Annotated in this window: 21 protein-coding genes and 1 other RNA gene; 3 read left to right on the top strand and 19 right to left on the bottom strand. The window is 43.8% G+C overall.

Going from position 1 to position 18,651, the window contains the following annotated elements; genetic code table 11:
- Positions 1-93 precede the first annotated feature (93 nt).
- Complete coding sequence (gene dndC / locus QUA00_RS20090; protein ID WP_333410907.1) at positions 94-1,812, bottom strand: DNA phosphorothioation system sulfurtransferase DndC; 1,719 nt, start codon at positions 1,810-1,812, stop codon at positions 94-96.
- 22 nt (positions 1,813-1,834) lie between these two features.
- The gene (locus tag QUA00_RS20085; RefSeq protein ID WP_333144050.1) at positions 1,835-2,803 is read right to left on the bottom strand and encodes an HNH endonuclease; all 969 of its coding nucleotides are present in this window, start codon (positions 2,801-2,803) and stop codon (positions 1,835-1,837) included.
- Positions 2,804-2,956: 153 nt separating this feature from the next.
- On the opposite strand from QUA00_RS20085, the gene QUA00_RS20080 reads away from it, so the two are divergent.
- On the top strand, positions 2,957-3,634 hold the full coding sequence (locus QUA00_RS20080; RefSeq protein ID WP_333144049.1) for a hypothetical protein: 678 nt from the start codon (positions 2,957-2,959) through the stop codon (positions 3,632-3,634).
- Between the two features lie 8 nt (positions 3,635-3,642).
- On the opposite strand, the gene dndB is transcribed toward QUA00_RS20080, so the two are convergent.
- A complete protein-coding gene (dndB, locus tag QUA00_RS20075; protein WP_333410906.1) occupies positions 3,643-4,779 on the bottom strand; it encodes a DNA sulfur modification protein DndB in 1,137 nt (378 codons plus the stop codon).
- A gap of 491 nt (positions 4,780-5,270) precedes the next feature.
- Between dndB and QUA00_RS20070 the strand changes: the two genes are divergently transcribed.
- Entirely contained in the window at positions 5,271-6,863 is a 1,593-nt protein-coding gene (locus tag QUA00_RS20070) for a DGQHR domain-containing protein (RefSeq protein WP_333410905.1), read from the top strand.
- Between the two features lie 148 nt (positions 6,864-7,011).
- On the opposite strand, the gene QUA00_RS20065 is transcribed toward QUA00_RS20070, so the two are convergent.
- From QUA00_RS20065 to QUA00_RS20000, 15 genes are all read right to left on the bottom strand, one after another.
- Positions 7,012-7,248, bottom strand: coding sequence for a hypothetical protein (locus QUA00_RS20065; RefSeq protein WP_333410904.1), 237 nt, complete (start codon positions 7,246-7,248; stop codon positions 7,012-7,014).
- 28 nt (positions 7,249-7,276) lie between these two features.
- Positions 7,277-7,492, bottom strand: a complete 216-nt coding sequence (locus QUA00_RS20060) for a DUF6887 family protein (protein WP_445305754.1) — start codon at positions 7,490-7,492, stop codon at positions 7,277-7,279.
- Positions 7,479-7,634 (bottom strand): DUF6888 family protein, encoded by a 156-nt coding sequence (locus tag QUA00_RS36890; RefSeq protein ID WP_445252063.1) that lies wholly within the window; start codon positions 7,632-7,634, stop codon positions 7,479-7,481. Before QUA00_RS36890 ends, QUA00_RS20060 begins: the two co-directional genes overlap by 14 nt.
- A 324-nt stretch (positions 7,635-7,958) precedes the next feature.
- A complete protein-coding gene (locus tag QUA00_RS20055) occupies positions 7,959-9,005 on the bottom strand; it encodes an endonuclease/exonuclease/phosphatase family protein (protein ID WP_333410902.1) in 1,047 nt (348 codons plus the stop codon).
- A 10-nt stretch (positions 9,006-9,015) separates the two neighbouring features.
- Positions 9,016-9,486, bottom strand: coding sequence for a DNA phosphorothioation-associated protein 4 (locus QUA00_RS20050; protein WP_333105229.1), 471 nt, complete (start codon positions 9,484-9,486; stop codon positions 9,016-9,018).
- 103 nt (positions 9,487-9,589) lie between these two features.
- Positions 9,590-9,910 (bottom strand): nucleoside triphosphate pyrophosphohydrolase, encoded by a 321-nt coding sequence (locus QUA00_RS20045; RefSeq protein WP_333410901.1) that lies wholly within the window; start codon positions 9,908-9,910, stop codon positions 9,590-9,592.
- A gap of 12 nt (positions 9,911-9,922) precedes the next feature.
- Entirely contained in the window at positions 9,923-10,579 is a 657-nt protein-coding gene (locus tag QUA00_RS20040; protein WP_333410900.1) for a Uma2 family endonuclease, read from the bottom strand.
- Positions 10,569-12,635: an AAA family ATPase gene (locus QUA00_RS20035; protein WP_333410899.1), complete on the bottom strand. Its 2,067-nt coding sequence runs from the start codon at positions 12,633-12,635 to the stop codon at positions 10,569-10,571. The genes QUA00_RS20040 and QUA00_RS20035 overlap by 11 nt, the downstream gene beginning before the upstream one ends.
- Positions 12,632-12,907 carry a hypothetical protein gene (locus QUA00_RS20030; protein ID WP_333144040.1) on the bottom strand — a complete coding sequence of 92 codons (276 nt, stop codon included), beginning with the start codon at positions 12,905-12,907 and terminating at the stop codon, positions 12,632-12,634. The genes QUA00_RS20035 and QUA00_RS20030 overlap by 4 nt, the downstream gene beginning before the upstream one ends.
- 86 nt (positions 12,908-12,993) lie before the next feature.
- Positions 12,994-14,340 (bottom strand): DNA phosphorothioation system restriction enzyme, encoded by a 1,347-nt coding sequence (locus tag QUA00_RS20025; RefSeq protein ID WP_333410916.1) that lies wholly within the window; start codon positions 14,338-14,340, stop codon positions 12,994-12,996.
- A 96-nt stretch (positions 14,341-14,436) separates the two neighbouring features.
- Positions 14,437-15,006, bottom strand: coding sequence for a Uma2 family endonuclease (locus QUA00_RS20020; protein WP_333105222.1), 570 nt, complete (start codon positions 15,004-15,006; stop codon positions 14,437-14,439).
- A gap of 34 nt (positions 15,007-15,040) precedes the next feature.
- Positions 15,041-15,487 carry a hypothetical protein gene (locus tag QUA00_RS20015; protein ID WP_333285386.1) on the bottom strand — a complete coding sequence of 149 codons (447 nt, stop codon included), beginning with the start codon at positions 15,485-15,487 and terminating at the stop codon, positions 15,041-15,043.
- Positions 15,488-15,685: 198 nt separating this feature from the next.
- Positions 15,686-16,066, bottom strand: coding sequence for a phasin-related domain-containing protein (locus QUA00_RS20010; protein ID WP_333056143.1), 381 nt, complete (start codon positions 16,064-16,066; stop codon positions 15,686-15,688).
- Positions 16,067-16,089: 23 nt separating this feature from the next.
- An RNA gene (gene ffs / locus QUA00_RS20005) (signal recognition particle sRNA small type) lies at positions 16,090-16,186 on the bottom strand.
- Between the two features lie 23 nt (positions 16,187-16,209).
- A complete protein-coding gene (locus QUA00_RS20000) occupies positions 16,210-16,476 on the bottom strand; it encodes a YciI family protein (protein ID WP_265234333.1) in 267 nt (88 codons plus the stop codon).
- 127 nt (positions 16,477-16,603) lie between these two features.
- On the opposite strand from QUA00_RS20000, the gene QUA00_RS19995 reads away from it, so the two are divergent.
- Complete coding sequence (locus QUA00_RS19995) at positions 16,604-17,158, top strand: 2'-5' RNA ligase family protein (RefSeq protein WP_333410898.1); 555 nt, start codon at positions 16,604-16,606, stop codon at positions 17,156-17,158.
- Between the two features lie 793 nt (positions 17,159-17,951).
- Here QUA00_RS19995 and QUA00_RS19990 read toward each other — a convergent pair.
- A complete protein-coding gene (locus QUA00_RS19990) occupies positions 17,952-18,638 on the bottom strand; it encodes a ComF family protein (RefSeq protein WP_333410897.1) in 687 nt (228 codons plus the stop codon).
- Between the last annotated feature and the right edge of the window lie 13 nt (positions 18,639-18,651).

Below are 18,651 nucleotides of genomic sequence, written 5' to 3'. Positions count from 1 at the left end.
AGCCCGATCGCCCCAAAGCCCGATCGCCCCAAAGCCCGATCGCCCCAAAGCCCGATCGCCCCAAAGCCCGATCGCCCGATCGACATTATTGACCTAATCTTTGCTATTTTCCTCTCCTGAATTGGGCGGTGAAAATTTAATATCCGCCCAAGATAGCTGTCTGCTTTGATTGCTATTGCTTTCGAGTTCTTCTTTAAGTTTGGCAATATCAACGGTATCGTTTTTGGCGGAACTGTTGGTTTGGGCGATCGCATCTTTGAATTGCCGAATGTTTTCCGTCGGATTTGCTTTAATATCTTCCACCGCTTTTTTTAAATTGCGTTGATAGTGGGCGTTGCCAATCGCTTCTTCCTTCGATCGCGAACTGGTTTCAAAGCATTTGTCCAAATCGGCGTAAATGCCTGTACGGCGGGGCTTGGTGTAGTATTGGCGTTCTGTATCAAGGAGTTTTGCCATCAATTCGAGGTGCATTTTGTCCTCGCTGCAAATCTCTTCGATCGCAGTCCATTCATCGCTACCGAGGAGTTTTCTTTCGGCGGCGGGACGGGAATCTTCAAAAGGTTCGCCCGTGACTTCTTCGTAAATCCGGGGTAAAGAGTCGTCGAATTCGTGCTTTTCTTCCAGCCAAATGCGACGGATTTCGCTAAGTTCTTCTGGGGTAATTAAGGTGATGTCGCGCATTTCTAGGGGTGCGGTTTTGCGGATTTGGGTTTGTGCTTCCAAGACTCGTCTCAGCCAGTGTTCTCGCCAGAATTTGGTGTAGGGCCCTGGGATGGGTTCGACGGATGTTGTATCGTCGCCCATGTTGCGTTCAAACAGTTCTACTCTACCGTAAATGCGGCGGAAGTCTCTTTTTGGGCGATCGTCTTTTATATCTAATTCGTTACGAATATCGAGAAGAGGCTGCATCCATTCTTTTTCCTCATCATTTTGAATCATTGCCTCCATAGATTTATCTTGGCTTACCATTGTACATACCCAGCACCCAAAGCGAGAACTGCCGCAGCTAGGGGTAGAAGTATCGACAACTAAAGGACATTCATTGTCTGCTGTTGCACCTCGATACATGGTAAATAAATCTTTGTTGCTATTTTCCCAAGGATTAGGCCACTGATTCAGATAAATCCACACTTCATCAGTTCGCCAATCTTCTATCGGACTATAAATTAGGGAATTAGGCAGACTAGGACTCTGATAAAGCAGAGATTTAATGGAACTAGAATTATTATTTAGACGGTCACTCATGCGACCTATTTCATGTTTCTCCATTGAAACCGCGCGTTTAATACTTTCAGCTTTGCGAGTACCCAATATAAGAATTACTTCTCCATTGATTCTCACCATATCACGAACAAACCGATTAGAAGGAAGGATTTTCAGGCGTTCAGTACACCAGCGAAATCCATGTCTCGGTGCGGGGTAGCCTTTTCCCATCAAGTTTACCCAGAAAGTATCTTTGACATCTGGATAAAGCATATAAGGTTCTATTGGTAGCTGTTGCTCTATAGCAGCAGACTTCATCTGTTTTAATGACTGACGTACCCAAGTAGAAACTATCGGGTTTTCTACAAGTGTATCTGTTGTGATTACATAGATTTTTTTTGTTCTTTTTTCAGGTGGCAATTCTGCTATCGCATACCAGATAAGCTGCACTACGCTAGTGCTGTCTTTTCCGCCGGAATATCCTAAAACCCAAGGTATATCATCTAAGCAATATAACTCTTTAATTTCTTTACTTATTTTTTCGATCTCTTCCACTAACTCACTAACACTACGGGGTGGAAAAAGCGGTATTTGCATTGTTTCTGTCATGTCTTCAACCTCAGTTACTTAATTAAGCTCTAAATACATTCAGCCGATGCCATTCTAGCGATTCAAGTCTTGGTAAATCTTGGTCGGAAGCCGGCAGGAGAATAGTTTCACTATGAAAATCTTTCATACATCTGGCATTGGGGGATTCCTCTTCTAAGTCATCAGCGACGATAATTCTGTAATTATCATCTATAGCAAACCAACCCTGGTCAAAAGCCCAATGATGATTTTTACACAATGATATCCCATTATTAATTTGATTATCATAAAACTTTGAAAACGGCTTAATATGTGAACCATCTACAATAGTTTGAGTGAGATTCCTGATGACTTTTAATCGACAAAATGCACACTTGTAATCATATGTATGTACTACTGCTTTCCTGAAAAAAGCATTTCTAACAGCAGATTTTGTTAAATAAAATTTTGGTTCTCCGTCAGCAATTCCTGCTGAGTCTGATAGTTCTCTTTCTGTCTGAGTAACTTTCTCAAAGTCTTGATTAACTTGCAAAATATCTCCAATATCGTCCCTATTTAATGAAAACCATGTCGCAATCAGTGTATCTATTAATTCCGATCTCGAATTTTGGTCTTGAAGTAAATTGAATAATTCATTATCCCAACTACCGTATTCTACAGCTTCTCTTAGCTTGTTAGTGGTCTTAGGCTTTGAACCATTAAATCCAGACTTTAATGTTTTATGCCAGAAACCATCGCCTTCCAAATGCCAAAATGGATAGTGCAAACCACGATTGTGAGATTCAGAACCTAAGATATCCCAATATTTATTAAAGGTTTTAATTAAGTCGTCTGAAACATAAATTCGATTCTCCCTAATTATTCCTTGAGCAATTAGATCGATGATTGATAATAGTAATATTGGCTTATGATTAGCTTGACCACGTTGGCGTGTATTACTGACATTAAGAGCGGCAAAACGTTGTCGATAATACGCTAAATTCTTATTTTCGGACTTTTCTCCTGTAGTCATTTTCTCCTCCCGCTAGGATTAAATACAATTCGACCTGAAATTTTACACTATTGTCAACAGAGGGTTAAGCGCCCCAAGGCAAAACCATAATGCAGAAACTAGACAATTTAAGCAGTGTCAACCGATTAAAAAGTGATTTTATAGCCTAGACAGGTGATAATTATATCACTGTCCGCGTGCATCTGCGGTTCTCAAATCCATCCCATCCGCAAACTAAATATGTCCTACAGCGACTTCAAAACCATCGACCAAGCCGTCTCAACCCTGGATCTAACCGTTGAAGACATTCCCCACTTATTCAGCCCAATTACCCCCCTCACACCTTCAGAACGCCTCAAACAAACTCTTGACGAAGCTTTAGACTTAGCCTCAAGTATCAGCACGGAAAAAGCTCGCTCGGAATTAATCATCACTCCCATTCTACTCGAAATCCGGCGCACTTTTAATAACAAAATTGGCTACTTTTCCGGCAACACATTTAACGTAGAAGAGAGCAAAGGATTAACCGGGGCTTGTGACTTTCTCCTCAGCGCATCGAGCAATCAATCATTGGTGACTGCCCCAGTCTTGACATTAGTGGAAGCAAAAGACAACGATATTAGAATAGGATTGGGACAGTGTGCGGCTCAGATGGCAGCAGCTCAAATATTTAATGCCCGCAAAGGGCAAGAACAATCCGCAATTTATGGGGCAGTTTCAACTGGTACAAACTGGAAATTCCTAATTCTAGAAAATCAGTTGTTAAAAATTGATTTGACTGAATATTTTATTACTCAGCTAGACCAAATTTTGGGCATTCTTGCAGAACCGTTTCGACGCTATTTTAATTAAACTCACAGCTAGTTTTTAGTGTGGCACGGGCGTCCCGCCTGTGGTACACCTGCGGTTTCCAAACCCAACCGCTTTTTCAAATAATCAGTCATCCAACTAACACTCGCCCTCGACTTAGAAATCCCCCCTTTCAACAAAATCCCATTCTCCCAATCAGGATTAGAAATCGACCAATCAACCTGCTGCAAAAGGCTCAAACGTTCCTCCCAACTCTCAGGAAAAACCGACAGCAAAGCCGCCCCAACTTCCCCCAAACTCTCAAGCACAACACTCTGACAGTGTACACAATCCCGGCGCATTTCCCCCGCCGCAACTTGCTTGTGCAGAACTAATTGCCAATCTGGAATAAAACTGCAAACCGCATTCCAATAACTAACCGCCAGTTGTATTTTTTGAGCAAGTTCTTCCTCTTTCTGTTCTTTTTTGGTGCGATAACCAGAGGGTTTTGCCTGTTCGCTGCCGTGAATATTAGACAGCAAAGCCATGATAGCACGATCGATCGCACTCAGCGTAAACAATTTGTGCGATCGCCCGTTCAAACTCCCCTTCTCCATCTCAGTCAAACACCGGAAAACCTCAACCTGCTTAACAACAGCCTTCACCACAAAAGCGCGATCGTCCCGGTGGTTGTAAAGTAGACTGAGTGACGCCTCCAAAGGAACTTGAAAACCGTTCAAATCAGCAAACATCTGCTGCGATTTTTCCAACCCAATATCCAGAAACAAAATCAGCGCCACCGTCTCATATCCCAACTGCGGATTTTCCCTCAAAGCCATCTCAAAAGCCGCGCGGCGATGCTGTCCGTCATTAATAGTAAACTTAGCATCCATCGGCACTCGCAAGCGACCAATTTTCCGTTCCTCCGCCTCATTTCCCACTGCTTCAAAAGTAATATCCGCATCAATCGAAGCAGCAATTGCCCCACAAGTATAATTTGTAGGATTCTTAACAAAATAATCAGCAATTTCGGGAATCCTAGCTTTGTTAAGCGCGCGTTTCGCCCGCAGAGACGGCGGCAAATCTTCAGATTCAAAGGGAAACAATTTCGGCAAAAAACGCACCGGACACATCGACACGTAATATTCGCGGCCCGCTTGAATGCCCCGAATTACCGGCAAAATGTATTCAAAAGAAGGAGTAGACATATTTTTTTGTTGGTTGCAGGTGCGAAGTATGAAGAAATCAGGGGCAAGTGCCATCGTCAATTCACTCGCTTCCCCGATATTCCGCCGGGGGTTGAAACCCCCGTCTCATAGCGAAAGTCGGTTAAAACCGACTAAACATAAACCTCGAAATTGATCCATATTCAGTCCTCTTCAGAGGACTTTCGCTATGAGACAGGGGTTTCAACCCCTGGCGGGCCCCGATGGTGGCGCGTGAGACCCCTGTCGGGCCCGGATGGTGGCGGGTTTTCAACCCCTGGCGGACTCAGACTGTGGCGCGTGAAACCCAGACGCATCTGCATCAAGCCCGATCGCCCCTAAGCTATTGACAAATGAAACATTCAATGATACAAAAAGTGGAACTTAATTAGTAGTTTAAGTATTTCACAATAATTTTTTAAAAACAAGTGTTGACATAAAGTTTAATATATGATATTTTTTGAAAAAATAGCCTAATTATATAAAAACCGCCGATGAACACCAACCCAGCGGATGACCTCGCTATAAAAATTTTAGAAAAAGAAAATAGCGACAGACAGGAAATCGCACTTTTATTAGATAATTATTTAGGAAAGGACGATCGCATTTTCGTACAAAAAACCCAGATGGGAAACAGCGAAGCATACATCGGTTCAGTCACCCTAGAATGGTTAGACTCTCGCGTCCGTTTCGCCTCCCAGATGCCACTTTTCCGCCAAAAATTCGACCTCCAAACCAACAACATCGTCCGCGACGACGAAACCATTGACGAAATTATCCAGCGTCCCTTAGATTGGTCGCGGCAAGCCACCCTAACTCAATATTTAGCAGCCCGAAAATCGCACAAATTCCCCGCAGTTTTAGTAGTCGTCAGTCCCCCGTGGGTAGATAATCCTTTAGCCGAGGAATGGGATAAAAATGGCGTAGCAACCAAATCCGCGACTGAATTTACATCCTTTGATAAAAATGAGAACTTAGGGCTTTTGAATGTTTCTAAAGAAGTTTTAATTTTTGCTTTAGACGGCCAGCATCGGCTGATGGGAGTTCAAGGTTTAATGAGTTTAATTAAAACCGGAATCCTGCAAAGATACAACAAAAATAAAAAACCTGTCGGCGCTGCAATTACTCTGGAAGATTTAGCAGAAGAGTATCAAATCGACCCCGAAACAGTGTATAAATTAGCTCACGAAAAAATCGGAATAGAGTTTATTCCGGCGGCGGTAGCGGGGGAAACGCGACAGCAAGCACAACGGCGCGTGCGATCGATCTTTGTGCACGTTAACCTAATGGCGGTAACACTTAGTCAGGGACAGCTAGCATTATTGAACGAGGACAACGGATTTGCGATTTGCGCCCGCAAAATTGCCGTCACCCATCCCTTATTAAAAGAGCAAGATGACAGAAAGCCCCGCGTCAATTGGGACAGCGCCACAGTCGCAGCCAAATCAACTGTGTTAACCACATTGCAAGCGCTGCAAGATATGTCCGAACGGTATTTAGAATACAAATTCCCTCATTGGAAGCCGGAACGAAAAGGTTTAATTCCCATGCGTCCCGAAGATGAAGAACTAAAAGAGGGAATTGAAGAGTTTAAAAAATTGTTCGATCATTTAGCAACTTTACCCAGCTATCAAAGAATTGAAAGCGGCGAAGAAACGGCCGAATTGCGCCGATTTAGTTTTGAAAAGCCAGGGGGCGAGGGAAATATTTTGTTCCGTCCCGTCGGTCAAGTTGCTTTAGCTAATGCTTTGGGAATTCTAGTATTTAGAAAGAAACTTTCCCTGAAATCTATTTTCGACAAACTCCGCAGATTCGATGTCGATGAAGGATTTAGCCACATGGACAATCCTGAGTCGGCGTGGTACGGGATTTTGTACGATCCGAACAAAAAGCGAATGCTAGTTTCTGGAAAGGATTTAGCGACGAAGTTAATTGTATATTTGGTGGGGGGAATTCAGGACGATATGGATCGAGCTCATTTGCGGCAAGCGGTGGCGGAAGCGAGGACTTTTGAGGATAAAGCTGTTAGTTTTAATGGCAGGTTTGTGCAGCCGCAAGAGGTAGGATTGCCACCAGTGCTTAGCTAAGTTTTTATTATATCCGAGTTTACAACTCGTTTATTCTTTAGTCCGCGAAGGCGGACTTCGTTCGTGTAGAAGCGGTTTCAACCGCCGAATCTTTTGAGGGTAAAGCTACTTGAATCGATCGGCAAACAGAACCTCGATAGTGGGTAGTTCAGACATCAATACCATCCCAAAGTTCTGCGATCGGGTGAACTTTACCGTATTCTACTTCCTGAAGCGCAATCCGAAGACTGTTGAGGATATCTTCTTTAGATAGCTCTTCTTCGTCTTCTTGAAACAGTTGGCGCAGCGATTCTAAAATCAGGGTTTCAATGGGCAGGTTGAGTTGGCTAGCTTTCTCAAGAAGTTGCTGTTCTAGGCGATCGGTAATGGTGAGGTTAATTTGCATGGGTGTGCCTATCAATTTTATTAGATTGCTAACTATTGCTATTTCTTGTCGCTTCTAACTTGCGGCGAATTGCGGCTTGAACTTTCTCATCAAAATCTGGATCGCCGGGACTTGCAATAATCCTCAGCGGATGCTGATTGATTCTGTCTAAGTACGCCTGAAAAGCGGCTCGATTTCCACGATGTTTAAGAAAATACTGTTTCAATTCAGTATTCGACATAGCGTTATAGTTAACTTGGCTCATCAGCAAACTCCCCATTGGGTAAAATTTGGAACTCAAGCTCTTCATCGTACCCAGCCAATATGTATACGTTACGAGTGCGATCGTCAACACAAATCAGATGTATAGCAATCCTAAATGATTCGTGTAATTCTTGTAGGGGCAATCCCCCCGTGGTTGCCCCGATAGATAGGGGGTAGGCACGGGGAGTAGGGGTAGCACTACCCCTACATATTTTTACAAATGATTTAGGATTGCTATATAGGCTGAAGCATCGTGTATGTCAGTTGATAACTGATGCGATATAAACTCTCTAGCTGGGCAGCAGTAGGCATTTCTAAATCACTCAACCTAATACTTATTTTAACATATAGCTCAAGGAAAGTTGTATATTTATATTATCACTTTTAGCAATTTTTGTCTATAAAACACTACTACCGCTCGATACTGTACCAAAGTTTACCTCTCACTTTATATACATTATACCGCTTTATTTCAACAAAATAAGTTCGGCTGCTACAGGCAAATGATCGGACTCTGTTGCCTCCAAAACCGAACTCGATTTAGCACCCCAATGCTGTGAATACCAAATATAATCAATCCGGCAAACCGGATAATTTAATCTCCAATTCGACCTTTTTACCAATAACTTAAGTTCCCAACCGTGAGGCCAGGTAAAACCCAACCCAAATCCCGATTTTCGGAAAGCATCTTGCAAGACTTTCTGCACCCTGTCATAGTCTTGAGTTTCGTCTGTCATATTAAAATCGCCAGCGACGATTACTGGCAGAGTTTCTCGCTCAACTCGCTGCACTAAGTCTTGAATTTCAGGCGCTCGTTTGCCATATGTGTAAACTGGAATTTTGAGAAAACGCCCGATTCTATATCTCTTAAACCACGGCCCGGTAGCTTGCATATTGTAAATTACTACTTCTTGTTCGTTAAATTTAATAATTGCCCGTTGCTGCGTTTCTCGATGGCCGGCTAAGTGCAGTATTTCGCTGGATACAATCGGATATTTACTGAGAATTCCTACAGGGGGAGTGCCAATTTGATACGGGTAGTCTGCTTTTAACCAGGTGAAAGCTCTTTCGGTATGTTTACTAACGATTTCTTGTAAAAATATAATATCGGGTTTTTGCTTCTGAATCAGTTTAACTAAACTTGGCGACTGAGTTTTATACCAACGGACGTTATGGGATAAAATTTTGATGCTTTGGTGCGAATTTGTGATGTTTATTGGTGTGGGAGAAAAGTATTTAATGTGCAGCGAACTTATTAAGATAATGCAGGCGATCGCCGAAATAATAGTGAACCATCTTTTTTTGATAATTGACAAGCCGATGATAGGAAGCAAGAAAGTTGGAAATAAAATTAAGGGGCTAAAAGTGCTAATTAAGGCAATAATCCACAGTCGATCCCAAAAAATTAGTTTGAGAAGGAAATAGCAGATAATAAATGCTGAGTAACTGTAAGCGAGAAATTTTGCAGCTTGCTTTAAGCATCTCTGGATTATATCTTTTGAGATGTGCTTCATTGGCAACCTATTAAAATAAGAACTTGCTTAAATCGAATTCTTCATTTGACCGATGTTGGTTGTCTCTTTCTGAAATCAAAACCAACAACAGGCGATCAGTATAATCGGCCGCACCCCGCAACTCTTCTCGCAAAATTTCCAGTCCGCCATTAGCATATTCTTCAAAAATTTGCAACCGTTCGGCTTCCAATTGTTCGTCGAGATGGGAGAGAATTTGAGGATTTTTGGTTTCGGCGATCGCAATTAATTTAATCGCCATATCGTAGCCCCTTGATACAAAAATATCAACATCGATCGCCCCTGGTTCTCGTTTAGAAATTTCCCCCAAAGGCGATCGTTTTTTCCGCTGCTTTCCCAAGGATGCGGCGAAAGCGATGACATCGGCGTAAGTCTGGAAAGGGCCAGTGTGGTTATCCGATAAAGTTAATGATTTGACTAACTCCGCTTTATCTTTAGCAATTCTAATTTTGTTAGCAGCCATTGTCATAATATCTAGTTTCTAAATATAATACATCTCGCAAATATCCAACAGTCCGCGCAGGCGGACTTCCTTTGTGTAGCGCCCGGTTTCAACCGGGCGCACTTCACAATGTCCGCAACAACATAATTTTTTGTGCAAAACCTCCTCTTGCTTCGCGCCGCTTCATTTGTTCCGCCAAAAGTCGATCGCCCGAAATGCCAAAACTCGCCATCACCGCATCTATCACCTCATACAAATCCGCCAATTCCGCCACCAAATCTTCCTCATCAGCCTCCGCCGCTTCCCCCGCTTCTTCAATCAATTTCTGCAGCAAAGCTTGACGGTATTCTGCCTCCGACAAAATTACCACCTCGCATTCATTCCCGCTTTGGCGAATAATTTCAGGAATGCGATCGCGCACCAACTTATGATACTCTTTTTTCACGTCAAACTCCTTTCAACCTTGACTAAAAATTTGAATCAACCAGCGATTAATCTCCCCATCATCTTGCGTTTGACTCCGATTCAAAGCTTCCTCAACTAACGCTATTTCCAGCCCCGGTAAAACCCGCGACTCTTGAATTCTCCCGCTACCTCCGCCATTAATCGCAAACGCAAAAACCTCCCGCGTGTTTGCACGTTCCACCCAATATTCACTAATTCCTGCATTTTCGTAAAGCAACCGCTTACTGCCTAAATCATCGTTAAAAGAAGATGCCCCAATTTCTATTACCAAATTAGGCGGATCGTATTCATCCAAATCTACAGGTGAATTGCTGTCATTAGGAGGAACTCTCAAATCTGAACCGATGTAGTAAGCTAAATCAGGTTGAAAGTCGCCACTACCTGCTTTACGAAAACTGGTATTAGTAAACTGAACTACTCGGATATTTCTCAAGGTGGCAAAAAGAATAATTACATAAGAAACGATCGAATTTTGACGCCCGTGCAACGGCCCTACTGGTGACATTTCTACCCTCATGTGTTCTTGATAGTAATAAAACTTGCCCTTTTCCCATGCTGAATCCTCAGCAAAATTCAGAAACTCTTCCCACGTCGCCTTCACCCAAATATCCGTTTCCAAAACCTGCGTAATTGCCGAATTAGAAGCCATAATCCACCTCTACAATTTCCGTATATTCAAATTCATTTGGACTGCGCTTAACTAAAGGATAGCGCGTCCCGCCCAGTTCGATCGCATCTTCTTCACAATCAGCTTTCGGAGAATTGTACACCAGCACGTATTCCCTGCCAATGGAACTTTCCATCTCTTGAGCAACTTCTCCGCGCCACTGAGTTTTCGTTACCAAAACTACCAATTGATTCGCCAACTTCGGCAGCTTATTCGCGATTTGCTTGCGATAAATCTCGTCCAAACTGCCAAAGGGAGAATCCATCACAATTGGAAACGTACTGCTATCCGGGCCCATCAAAGTATTCTTTTGACTCCACTCCCGCACGCCCTCAATAATCCCGCCGATAAACGATAAACTGAGAATTTGATTTTCTCCTGTAGAAGCGGCAACCAACGATTCTTGTCCCGACGTATTTTCTACTAGAGTCAGTTCGTATTTATCGCTCAACTTGGGGATGTAAGGAGTAAAAGAGATTTGACTAAAAATATCTTGCACCCGCTTTTCCAACTGAGAAGAAAACTGTTTTTCTAAGCGCGATCGCACTTCAGTTAGGCGCTCGATCGCATCCTGAGTCGCAGCAATCCGGCGCTGGGCTAATACTTGCCTTTGCTCATTCAGTTGCTGCTTATCAATTTGCTTGTCCAGATTGGCGATCGACGCCTTCAAACTCTCAATCTGCTGCTGATTAGAGCCTGTTTCCCGGTGCAAATCGCCAATTTTTGCCTCAATTTCATCCAAGCGCTTTTGCAAGCGGCTGACATCTTCGTCAGGAAAATTTCGCAGCTTGTTGTGAATATCGTCTAGCTGATTTTCCACCCGAGAAAGTTCGGTTCTGTCGCGACTGATATTGCCTTGGTGTCGGTCAATTTCCTCCCAAAAATCAGCCACTTGTTTATCAATTTCATTTACCCGATCGCTAATCCGAATAGTTGTTTCTTCCACATCGCCAACACTAGCCTTATCCATCCAACCGCTAACCTGTTGGTGAGACTCCGAACCCTCCACTAATTCCGCACCGCAGATACACCGCTGCTGCGCTAATAACTCTTCCAAAAAAGGCCGCTGAATCCCCGAAAGCAACGAGCCACATTCCCGCAAACCTCCTACTATTACTTCAAATTCAGCCGCTGCCTCTGACAGAAATACCCCATAACCCCGCATAGAGATTGAGCGTTTTAGAGCCTCTGTAGCTTGGGAGATTTGTTGCTTAAATAAACTTTTCTGGATTTCCAATTCGTCTCGCAACTTTTGTAAATCGGCCGCACCGCTAAGTTCCAGCAAATTACCATTAACTGCTTTTTTTAACTCTCCTTGGTTCGCCAATTCCCGCTCGATTTCTACTTGTCGGCTCGAAAGTTGCTCAGCTTCTTGCTCAAATTTTTGCTTATCTTTTAAAAGTTTCTTCGTTTCAGCATTGCCAATTATATTTAAATCTGTCTCTAGAGATTTTTTTGCTTCTCCTAAATGCCGAATCGATCGATTCAACACTTCCACCCCCAGCAACTCCTTAGTAGCTTCCGCAATTTCTGCCTTCTTGTCATAGCGGACAATTTGCTCGATTCGCTCCCCGTCAAAAAAGAAATATTTATGTAAACTTTCCGGCAAAATCCGCCCGATAATATCATCGGGATGCTGATCCGGCTTCAGCCAGAGACCGTTATCTTTGGCTACATTCAGAAACAATTCAGCCTTGCCATGTTCTACAGTGTTTTCACTTTTATAAGCACGACAAATTCGTCTTGCTTGGTAGCGTGTGCTGTCGTGTTCAAACACAATTTCCGCCCAACAACCTACGGCTTTTCCCATTTCCGCCTCAGCCAGAGCGCGCTTGTTTACTAATTGTTCTTCCGCCGCAAAAGCCGCGCTAAATCTCCCGTAAAGTACCCACGTAAAGGCATTCATCAAGGCAGTTTTTCCGGCGCCGTTATTACCGTGAATTACTGTAATATTTTCCCTGCCCCAAGCTAGTTTTATTTCGGGGCTTTTGCCGTAAAATTGACGAAAGTTGCATAGAGTAATTGAGATTAACTTCATACAATTGCTTCCTTAATGATTTTTAAAATGTCATCGTTAATGTGGCGGGGAGCTCTCATGTACAGTTTATCTTTTTCAATTTCCAATACCCGCTCAATAATTTGTCGGACTTCCGGCGGCGCGCTAGTAATAGGTTCCTGTACGTCGCTGAATTCCTTATGAGTTTGATAAGAAGAACGCTTTTCTGCTAAAATGCTTGTCGGTAAGGCTGCGATCGCACTATCTTCATATCTAAATGCCATAATCAGATTTTCATGCAGATTTTCAGTCATTTTTTTTTCAAATATTAAAAACTAGCAACTCAAACTACGCTCAACTAATTCTCTATTCTTAAACATAAACCGAACCTTAATAAATGTCAAATGTCTAATAGCCCGTAACGCTTCTGAAGTTGCAGCAATTTCACTCTAGCTTCCCCAGCATTGTCGGCTAAATCGGCAAATTCCAAGAACCGCTTCAACTCTTTTCGCAGCAAATTGCGCTCGACTTCTAAGGTTTCGCGACCCAAATCTGGAGGCAAAACTATCATGTCAAATAAAGTTGCTCTTTCCTTCCCCGGATGCGGCCGCAAAATGCGTCCTCGGCGCTGAATAAACTGGCGCGGATTGCTGCTGCTTGCTAAAATTACAGCATTGCGAATTGCTGGAATATCCACGCCTTCATCCAAACAGCGAATCGCGACTAAACCTTGCAATTCTCCACTCTCAAATTGCTGACGCAATCGTTCTCTTTCTGCTAAAGGAGTTGCCGCAGTATAAGTGTTAACTCGGTAGCCTAATTCCGAACCCAATAACTTCGCGGTTTCTGTTAGTTGGCGGTTGTTATTTCGGCGCGCACTTCCTTCGATCGCACCATCGCCGCAGTAAAATAAAGTATGGGCGGTGTCGAGACGGTGAATCATTAATTCTCGCAAAGCTACTAATTTATTAGCCGCAGCCCCAATTAACCGAGCTCGCTGCATTAATAAAGTTGTTAAAGCATCATTTTCTTCTACTTTTTCATCGCCCCAAAGCGCCCAGCCAATTTTTTGAGTTAAGCGGGAATACTTGCGGGTTTCTGCTTCTGTCAATTCTACTAAAATTGGATAGTATAAATAATGTACTAAGGCTTTTTGGCGGATGGCGTCGGCTAAGGTAAGTTCCGGCTGCAAAACCGGGCCAAAATAATCTAAAATAGCTTCGGTTCCTTGTTCGTCGAAATGCCTTTCTGGGGTGGCGGAAAGGGCGAGTCGCAGTCCAATATTGCGCGGCAAACTTTCTCCTAAACGGGGCGCGCCTAAGTTGTGAACTTCGTCTCCAATAATCAGGGTTTTTTCTGGGAAATAGCGCAGTTGCGATCGCAAACTATCTCCCATTAAGGTAGCATTAGTAGTGATGATTGTGAGAAATGCTCTATCACCAGATCGCACTTCATACAAACCCGCAGCCAGCTTATTTTGCCAACTGCGGGCGCTATCAAAAGCCAAAATAGGTTTTAAACCAAATTTCTCGGATTCGCGTGCCCACTGATTAACCAGGTGGCAGTAAGGGCAAATTACGAGCAGGACTCGCAGGTTAATTTTATTGTATAATTCAGTGGCGATCGCCAGTGCAGTAATCGTCTTGCCACTACCCGTCGCCATCTTCAGCGTACCGCGTCCCTGATTCGCAAACCAATTAGCAACCGCCACTCGCTGGTACTGTCGCAATTGCAGCGATGGCGGCATCTTCGGAAACCCAAATTGCGAATTATTAGCCGTTGAGCGATTCACCTTTAAATGCCGTTAGATGCAAAATTACCCTGACTCAACTGTAACTCATTTCTAATTAAAACTTAACAACTCAAACAAATTTGTCGCCGACAATTGCAAATCCGACAGCACATCCAGTACAGGTAAAATATCTTCATTCTCTTTAATCTCAGGTTCCTGCTGCGGTTTAAAAACAATTACCAATTCTTCTTCCGGGTCAATCAGCCAACCTAATTTAGTATGATTCTTGAGGCAAAACAGAATCTTCTTAATCACGCGAGTTGAACTTTGATCCGGCGATAAAATCTCAATTATCCAATCTGGAGCAATTTCAAACCTATTTTCAATTTCTCCCTGAGAATTTAGAGGAATGCGCGACCACTCAAATACTGCTAAATCTGGAACAACAGCACATCCCCCAAAAGTGCAGCGCAATTGGGGAAAAGCAAAAGCTAACTTTTGCGGTTTGCCAACTCGATTAATAACAGATGGAAACTCGAATTGTAACGTACTGTGTTTTCCTTGGGGCATAGCTTTTTGAGAAATTTGACCGTCAACATACTCGCTAGCCGGCTTAGTCTCTGGCAATAGCAGAAACTCTTCCAGAGAAATCTTTGACGGAGACTGAATTGACGTTACCATAAGCCATTAACCCCTCAACAACTCAACTCCCGTCTTAAAAAGGATTCATATCGCTGTCAGTTTCCCAATCAGCACAACTCTCCGATTCCACACCAGTAGGGTGCATCGCACAAACCAACAAATTTCCCCCGTAAACTTGACCGTGATAGTTGCGACAACCGCGACAAGCGGGCTGCTGCGTCGGCGAAGGATCAACATAAGTAACCATCGACAAATCTATCTCATCAAACTCAGGGTCGAAGTCGCGGTAAATTTCAATTATCGGTTCGATAAATTCATTAAATAAACCGTCAAATTCATTGAAATAACCGTCAATGTCGTTAATCAGATTATTTTGTACTTGTTCTGTAAACTCTTCCGACATTTTTGCCAAAACGTCCAGCATTTCGACAAACTCTTCGCCCATTTCGCTGAAAAACTGCTCTACTTCAGAGACAGCATTTTCCATTACTCCAAAAAAATCTTTAGACCAATCTTCCATGAATTTGACAGTTGGCTATTACAAAATATTTTACAGACAGGTGCAGCCAGCCTCATGCGAAGCGATCGCACCTACTTTCAATTCTATTACCTATTGCCTGATATCCGTCCACATCTGACAGGGGAAATATTCAAAAAGGGAACTCAAGATTATTATCCTGAGTTCCCTTCCTGCTTTACTGAGCGAGCTTTTTCCTGCTTAATCCCGCTTCAGCCGCCGCAATTCCTCTTGTAAATTCTGCACTTGTTCGCGGAGCTTGTCTACGCCGCCTGTCTCTTTAGCATCTTTTGCCGAGACATCTTCTTCCTCAGAAACAATTTCAATCCGCCGAGGTTCAGCGGGTTTTTCGTTCCCAGCCGAGGCTACGGGGGGCTGCTGCTGAGCCTGTTGCACCATGTCATCAACAAAGCGGCGAGCTTCTTCCGTTGACATCTCGCCACGCTTGACTAATTCGTCTGCCAGCTTTTGGGCTTCAGTGCGTAATTCAGTTAACTTGCTGCCAGCTTTTTCACCAGCGTAGGAAGCTAGCCCAACACCAAGGTAAACTGCTTTTTGTAAAATATCTCCGAAACCAGGCATAGGAGCTACACCTCATAAAACTGGGTGAACCGGAGACCACGCCTATTACAAGCATCCCGTGTTGCTGCTACCTTCCGGTCCTGACAAGATTTGGGCGTTGGAATCGCGTGGGTCCAGTTCATTTATGAGTATAACACAGTTATTTATTCTTCAACCACACACCAGTGATAAATTTCATAAATAACGCAACCGTTCTTCACCAGCGGGTCTTCAGCGACGATCGCCTTCGCCTCATCCATCGAACCCGCCTCAAACATCAACATACCGCCGCCGCGCCGCGCCCAGTAGCCAGTTTTCGCTCGGTGTCCTTTAGAAATCAACTCTCGGACATAAGCTCTGTGAGCTGGCACGTATTGGTCAAAGACAGGCTTTTCGACAATTCCTTGCTCAATTTTGACAAACCAAGGCATTTTAAATTTTAGATTTTAGATTTTGGATTTTGGATTGTAGATTGGGAATGGAGTTGTTGGTACAAGCCTTGAGTAAATACTCGATTTTCCATACTCCGCCATTTCTTCCTCACTGCGATCGTATCCTATGAACCAGTCAAAACAGCGATTTTTTATTGCCCTAGTGCCGCCTCCCGATATTGAACAGCACATTACTGAGATTCAACAGTATTTTGCGGAACATTACAACAGCCGCGGTGCTTTGAATTCGCCGCCGCACATCACGCTGCAACCTCCTTTTCACTCGTTAGCGGAGGATGTTCCCAAATTAGAGGAAAGTTTGAACCAGTTTTCTGCAAATCGGCTGCCCATTCCCGTTACTCTATCCGGTTTTGCTGCTTTCGCGCCCCGCGTCATTTACGCTGATGTTGTCAAATCACTCGAATTGCTGGAGATTCACAAAGATTTGATGAGTTATTTGGAGGCAAATTTGGGAATTGTCGATCGAGTTTCTCAAAGTCGCCCATTTGTACCGCACATGACAGTAGCGTTTCGCGATTTAACTAAAGAGAATTTTCAAACGGCTTGGTTGGAATTTGCAGGGCGATCGCTCCACTTTGAGTTTACCGCCTCGGCGTTAACTTTACTGCTTCACGACGGCAGCCGGTGGAACATCAGCCACCAATTCCCACTTTCAGCCTAAACTCTCTCCCTTCTCTTTCTTCGCGTCCTTCGCGTCTTCGCGGTTCGTTTTTTCCAAAAAATCTTATTAGCAAATCATAATTAATCAACACTTCGGACAGTTTCAGGGCTGACTCGCGGGGGGCGAGAAACCCGGTTTCTACGAGTTTTGCGTCGAGGAACGAGAAATATTCGTAGAAACCGGGTTTCTGAAGTCGCAAGTGCGTCCACAAACCTGATGAGTTTAGTCCTCATAGCTGGTAAAAGTATAGTCATCTATTACATGACATGGGAGGCCTTCGGTCCCTCCCCCTTCACTTTTACTTTGAGCGGATTGACCCGCCTCGGCTGAGCTACGCAGCTCCCTATCCCATTGCTCAATGCTTTTGGGAGTGCTTTTGCCACGATCATGTAATACCCATTCACGGAGCGCATTAATTAACAAACCATCTGCGGTTTTGTACAAACCTCTGTGGATGTGTTTGCCAATCGGCTAGCTGCATGAGTGATAGGTGTGGCCCGTAAATAAAGACCGCGTTGAAAGCGGTTGCTTGGGCAGTCCAAATCCTTCTGTTCAGTCAGCATATACTACTCCTGACTATCTTTGACGAGAAACTTAATGAAGTTTTACAATACCAATTTTTTATGAGGCCCCGTAGAATCTGATCCCCCCTAGCCCCCCTTAATAAGGGGGGGACAAGATTATTCTCAAATTCCCCCAACAATCAGGGGGATTTAGGGGGAGCGAGATATGTGCAACTTCACATTAAATTGGTATCACTACAAACCTGTTTAAAATTCAAGCCATTCACAACTTACCGATCGCTCTTATTCGGAGTTGCAAGTGCCACAGTTCCGTAAACCGAAATTCCCGACTCTTCCAATATTTTAATTGCCGACTTAACCGTAGTACCGCTAGTGTAAATATCATCAACTAACAGCACTCGATCGCGCGGGCGCCGACGACGAAAATCTTTCCCCAAACCTAAAGCATTTTTCATTTCCGCTTGTCGCTGCTGTGGCGTCAGAGCGAATAAAGCCTGAGTATTTTTCACCCGCTCCAAACCGTGCCGCTGCAAAGGCAAACCAGTCAGCTCACAAAAACTTTCAGCCAAAAGTTCCGCCTGGTTAAAACCGCGCTGCTTGAGCTTTTCTTGATGCAGGGGAATCGGTACAACCGTTAAATTGTCTATAGCTAATTCAGGAAAACTCAGCCAAGCTTCCGCCAGCCAGCCGCCTAGAGGTTTCGCTAATTGCGGATTGTCGTCATATTTCAAAGCTGCGATCGCCCGTTTGAGAGCCCCGCCATACTCACCCCACACAAAAACACGCTGCTCTGAATGCCAAAATCGACCGGGATCGCTTAACTGACATCGCTGAAGTTGCTTGTGACAGTACGGACAAAACTCTCCGGCAGCCGGTCGCTGACAAAGAGGACAGTTAGACTTAAGAAATAGATTGAGAAAAGATTTGACTAATCCCGTCCATTTTCGCTTGTTCATCCTAAAATTATCG

Origin of the sequence: Microcoleus sp. T2B6 (genome assembly GCF_036700475.1) — a bacterium.
In the GTDB taxonomy this organism is placed as follows: Bacteria; Cyanobacteriota; Cyanobacteriia; order Cyanobacteriales; family Microcoleaceae; genus Microcoleus.
Note: the sequence above shows the minus strand (reverse complement) of the source record. Positions and strands in the feature narration are given on the sequence as shown.

What these genes read in the sequence shown, in the direction of transcription:
- dndC (WP_333410907.1), bottom strand. Translation starts at nt 1,812, where the DNA reads ATGACAGAAACAATGCAAATACCGCTTTTTCCACCCCGTAGTGTTAGT.
- QUA00_RS20085 (WP_333144050.1), bottom strand. Translation starts at nt 2,803, where the DNA reads ATGACTACAGGAGAAAAGTCCGAAAATAAGAATTTAGCGTATTATCGA.
- dndB (WP_333410906.1), bottom strand. Translation starts at nt 4,779, where the DNA reads ATGTCTACTCCTTCTTTTGAATACATTTTGCCGGTAATTCGGGGCATT.
- QUA00_RS20070 (WP_333410905.1), top strand. Translation starts at nt 5,271, where the DNA reads ATGAACACCAACCCAGCGGATGACCTCGCTATAAAAATTTTAGAAAAA.
- QUA00_RS20065 (WP_333410904.1), bottom strand. Translation starts at nt 7,248, where the DNA reads ATGCAAATTAACCTCACCATTACCGATCGCCTAGAACAGCAACTTCTT.
- QUA00_RS20060 (WP_445305754.1), bottom strand. Translation starts at nt 7,492, where the DNA reads ATGAGCCAAGTTAACTATAACGCTATGTCGAATACTGAATTGAAACAG.
- QUA00_RS20055 (WP_333410902.1), bottom strand. Translation starts at nt 9,005, where the DNA reads ATGAAGCACATCTCAAAAGATATAATCCAGAGATGCTTAAAGCAAGCT.
- QUA00_RS20050 (WP_333105229.1), bottom strand. Translation starts at nt 9,486, where the DNA reads ATGGCTGCTAACAAAATTAGAATTGCTAAAGATAAAGCGGAGTTAGTC.
- QUA00_RS20040 (WP_333410900.1), bottom strand. Translation starts at nt 10,579, where the DNA reads ATGGCTTCTAATTCGGCAATTACGCAGGTTTTGGAAACGGATATTTGG.
- QUA00_RS20035 (WP_333410899.1), bottom strand. Translation starts at nt 12,635, where the DNA reads ATGAAGTTAATCTCAATTACTCTATGCAACTTTCGTCAATTTTACGGC.
- QUA00_RS20030 (WP_333144040.1), bottom strand. Translation starts at nt 12,907, where the DNA reads ATGACTGAAAATCTGCATGAAAATCTGATTATGGCATTTAGATATGAA.
- QUA00_RS20025 (WP_333410916.1), bottom strand. Translation starts at nt 14,340, where the DNA reads ATGCCGCCATCGCTGCAATTGCGACAGTACCAGCGAGTGGCGGTTGCT.
- QUA00_RS20020 (WP_333105222.1), bottom strand. Translation starts at nt 15,006, where the DNA reads ATGGTAACGTCAATTCAGTCTCCGTCAAAGATTTCTCTGGAAGAGTTT.
- QUA00_RS20015 (WP_333285386.1), bottom strand. Translation starts at nt 15,487, where the DNA reads ATGGAAGATTGGTCTAAAGATTTTTTTGGAGTAATGGAAAATGCTGTC.
- QUA00_RS20010 (WP_333056143.1), bottom strand. Translation starts at nt 16,066, where the DNA reads ATGCCTGGTTTCGGAGATATTTTACAAAAAGCAGTTTACCTTGGTGTT.
- QUA00_RS20000 (WP_265234333.1), bottom strand. Translation starts at nt 16,476, where the DNA reads ATGCCTTGGTTTGTCAAAATTGAGCAAGGAATTGTCGAAAAGCCTGTC.
- QUA00_RS19995 (WP_333410898.1), top strand. Translation starts at nt 16,604, where the DNA reads ATGAACCAGTCAAAACAGCGATTTTTTATTGCCCTAGTGCCGCCTCCC.
- QUA00_RS19990 (WP_333410897.1), bottom strand. Translation starts at nt 18,638, where the DNA reads ATGAACAAGCGAAAATGGACGGGATTAGTCAAATCTTTTCTCAATCTA.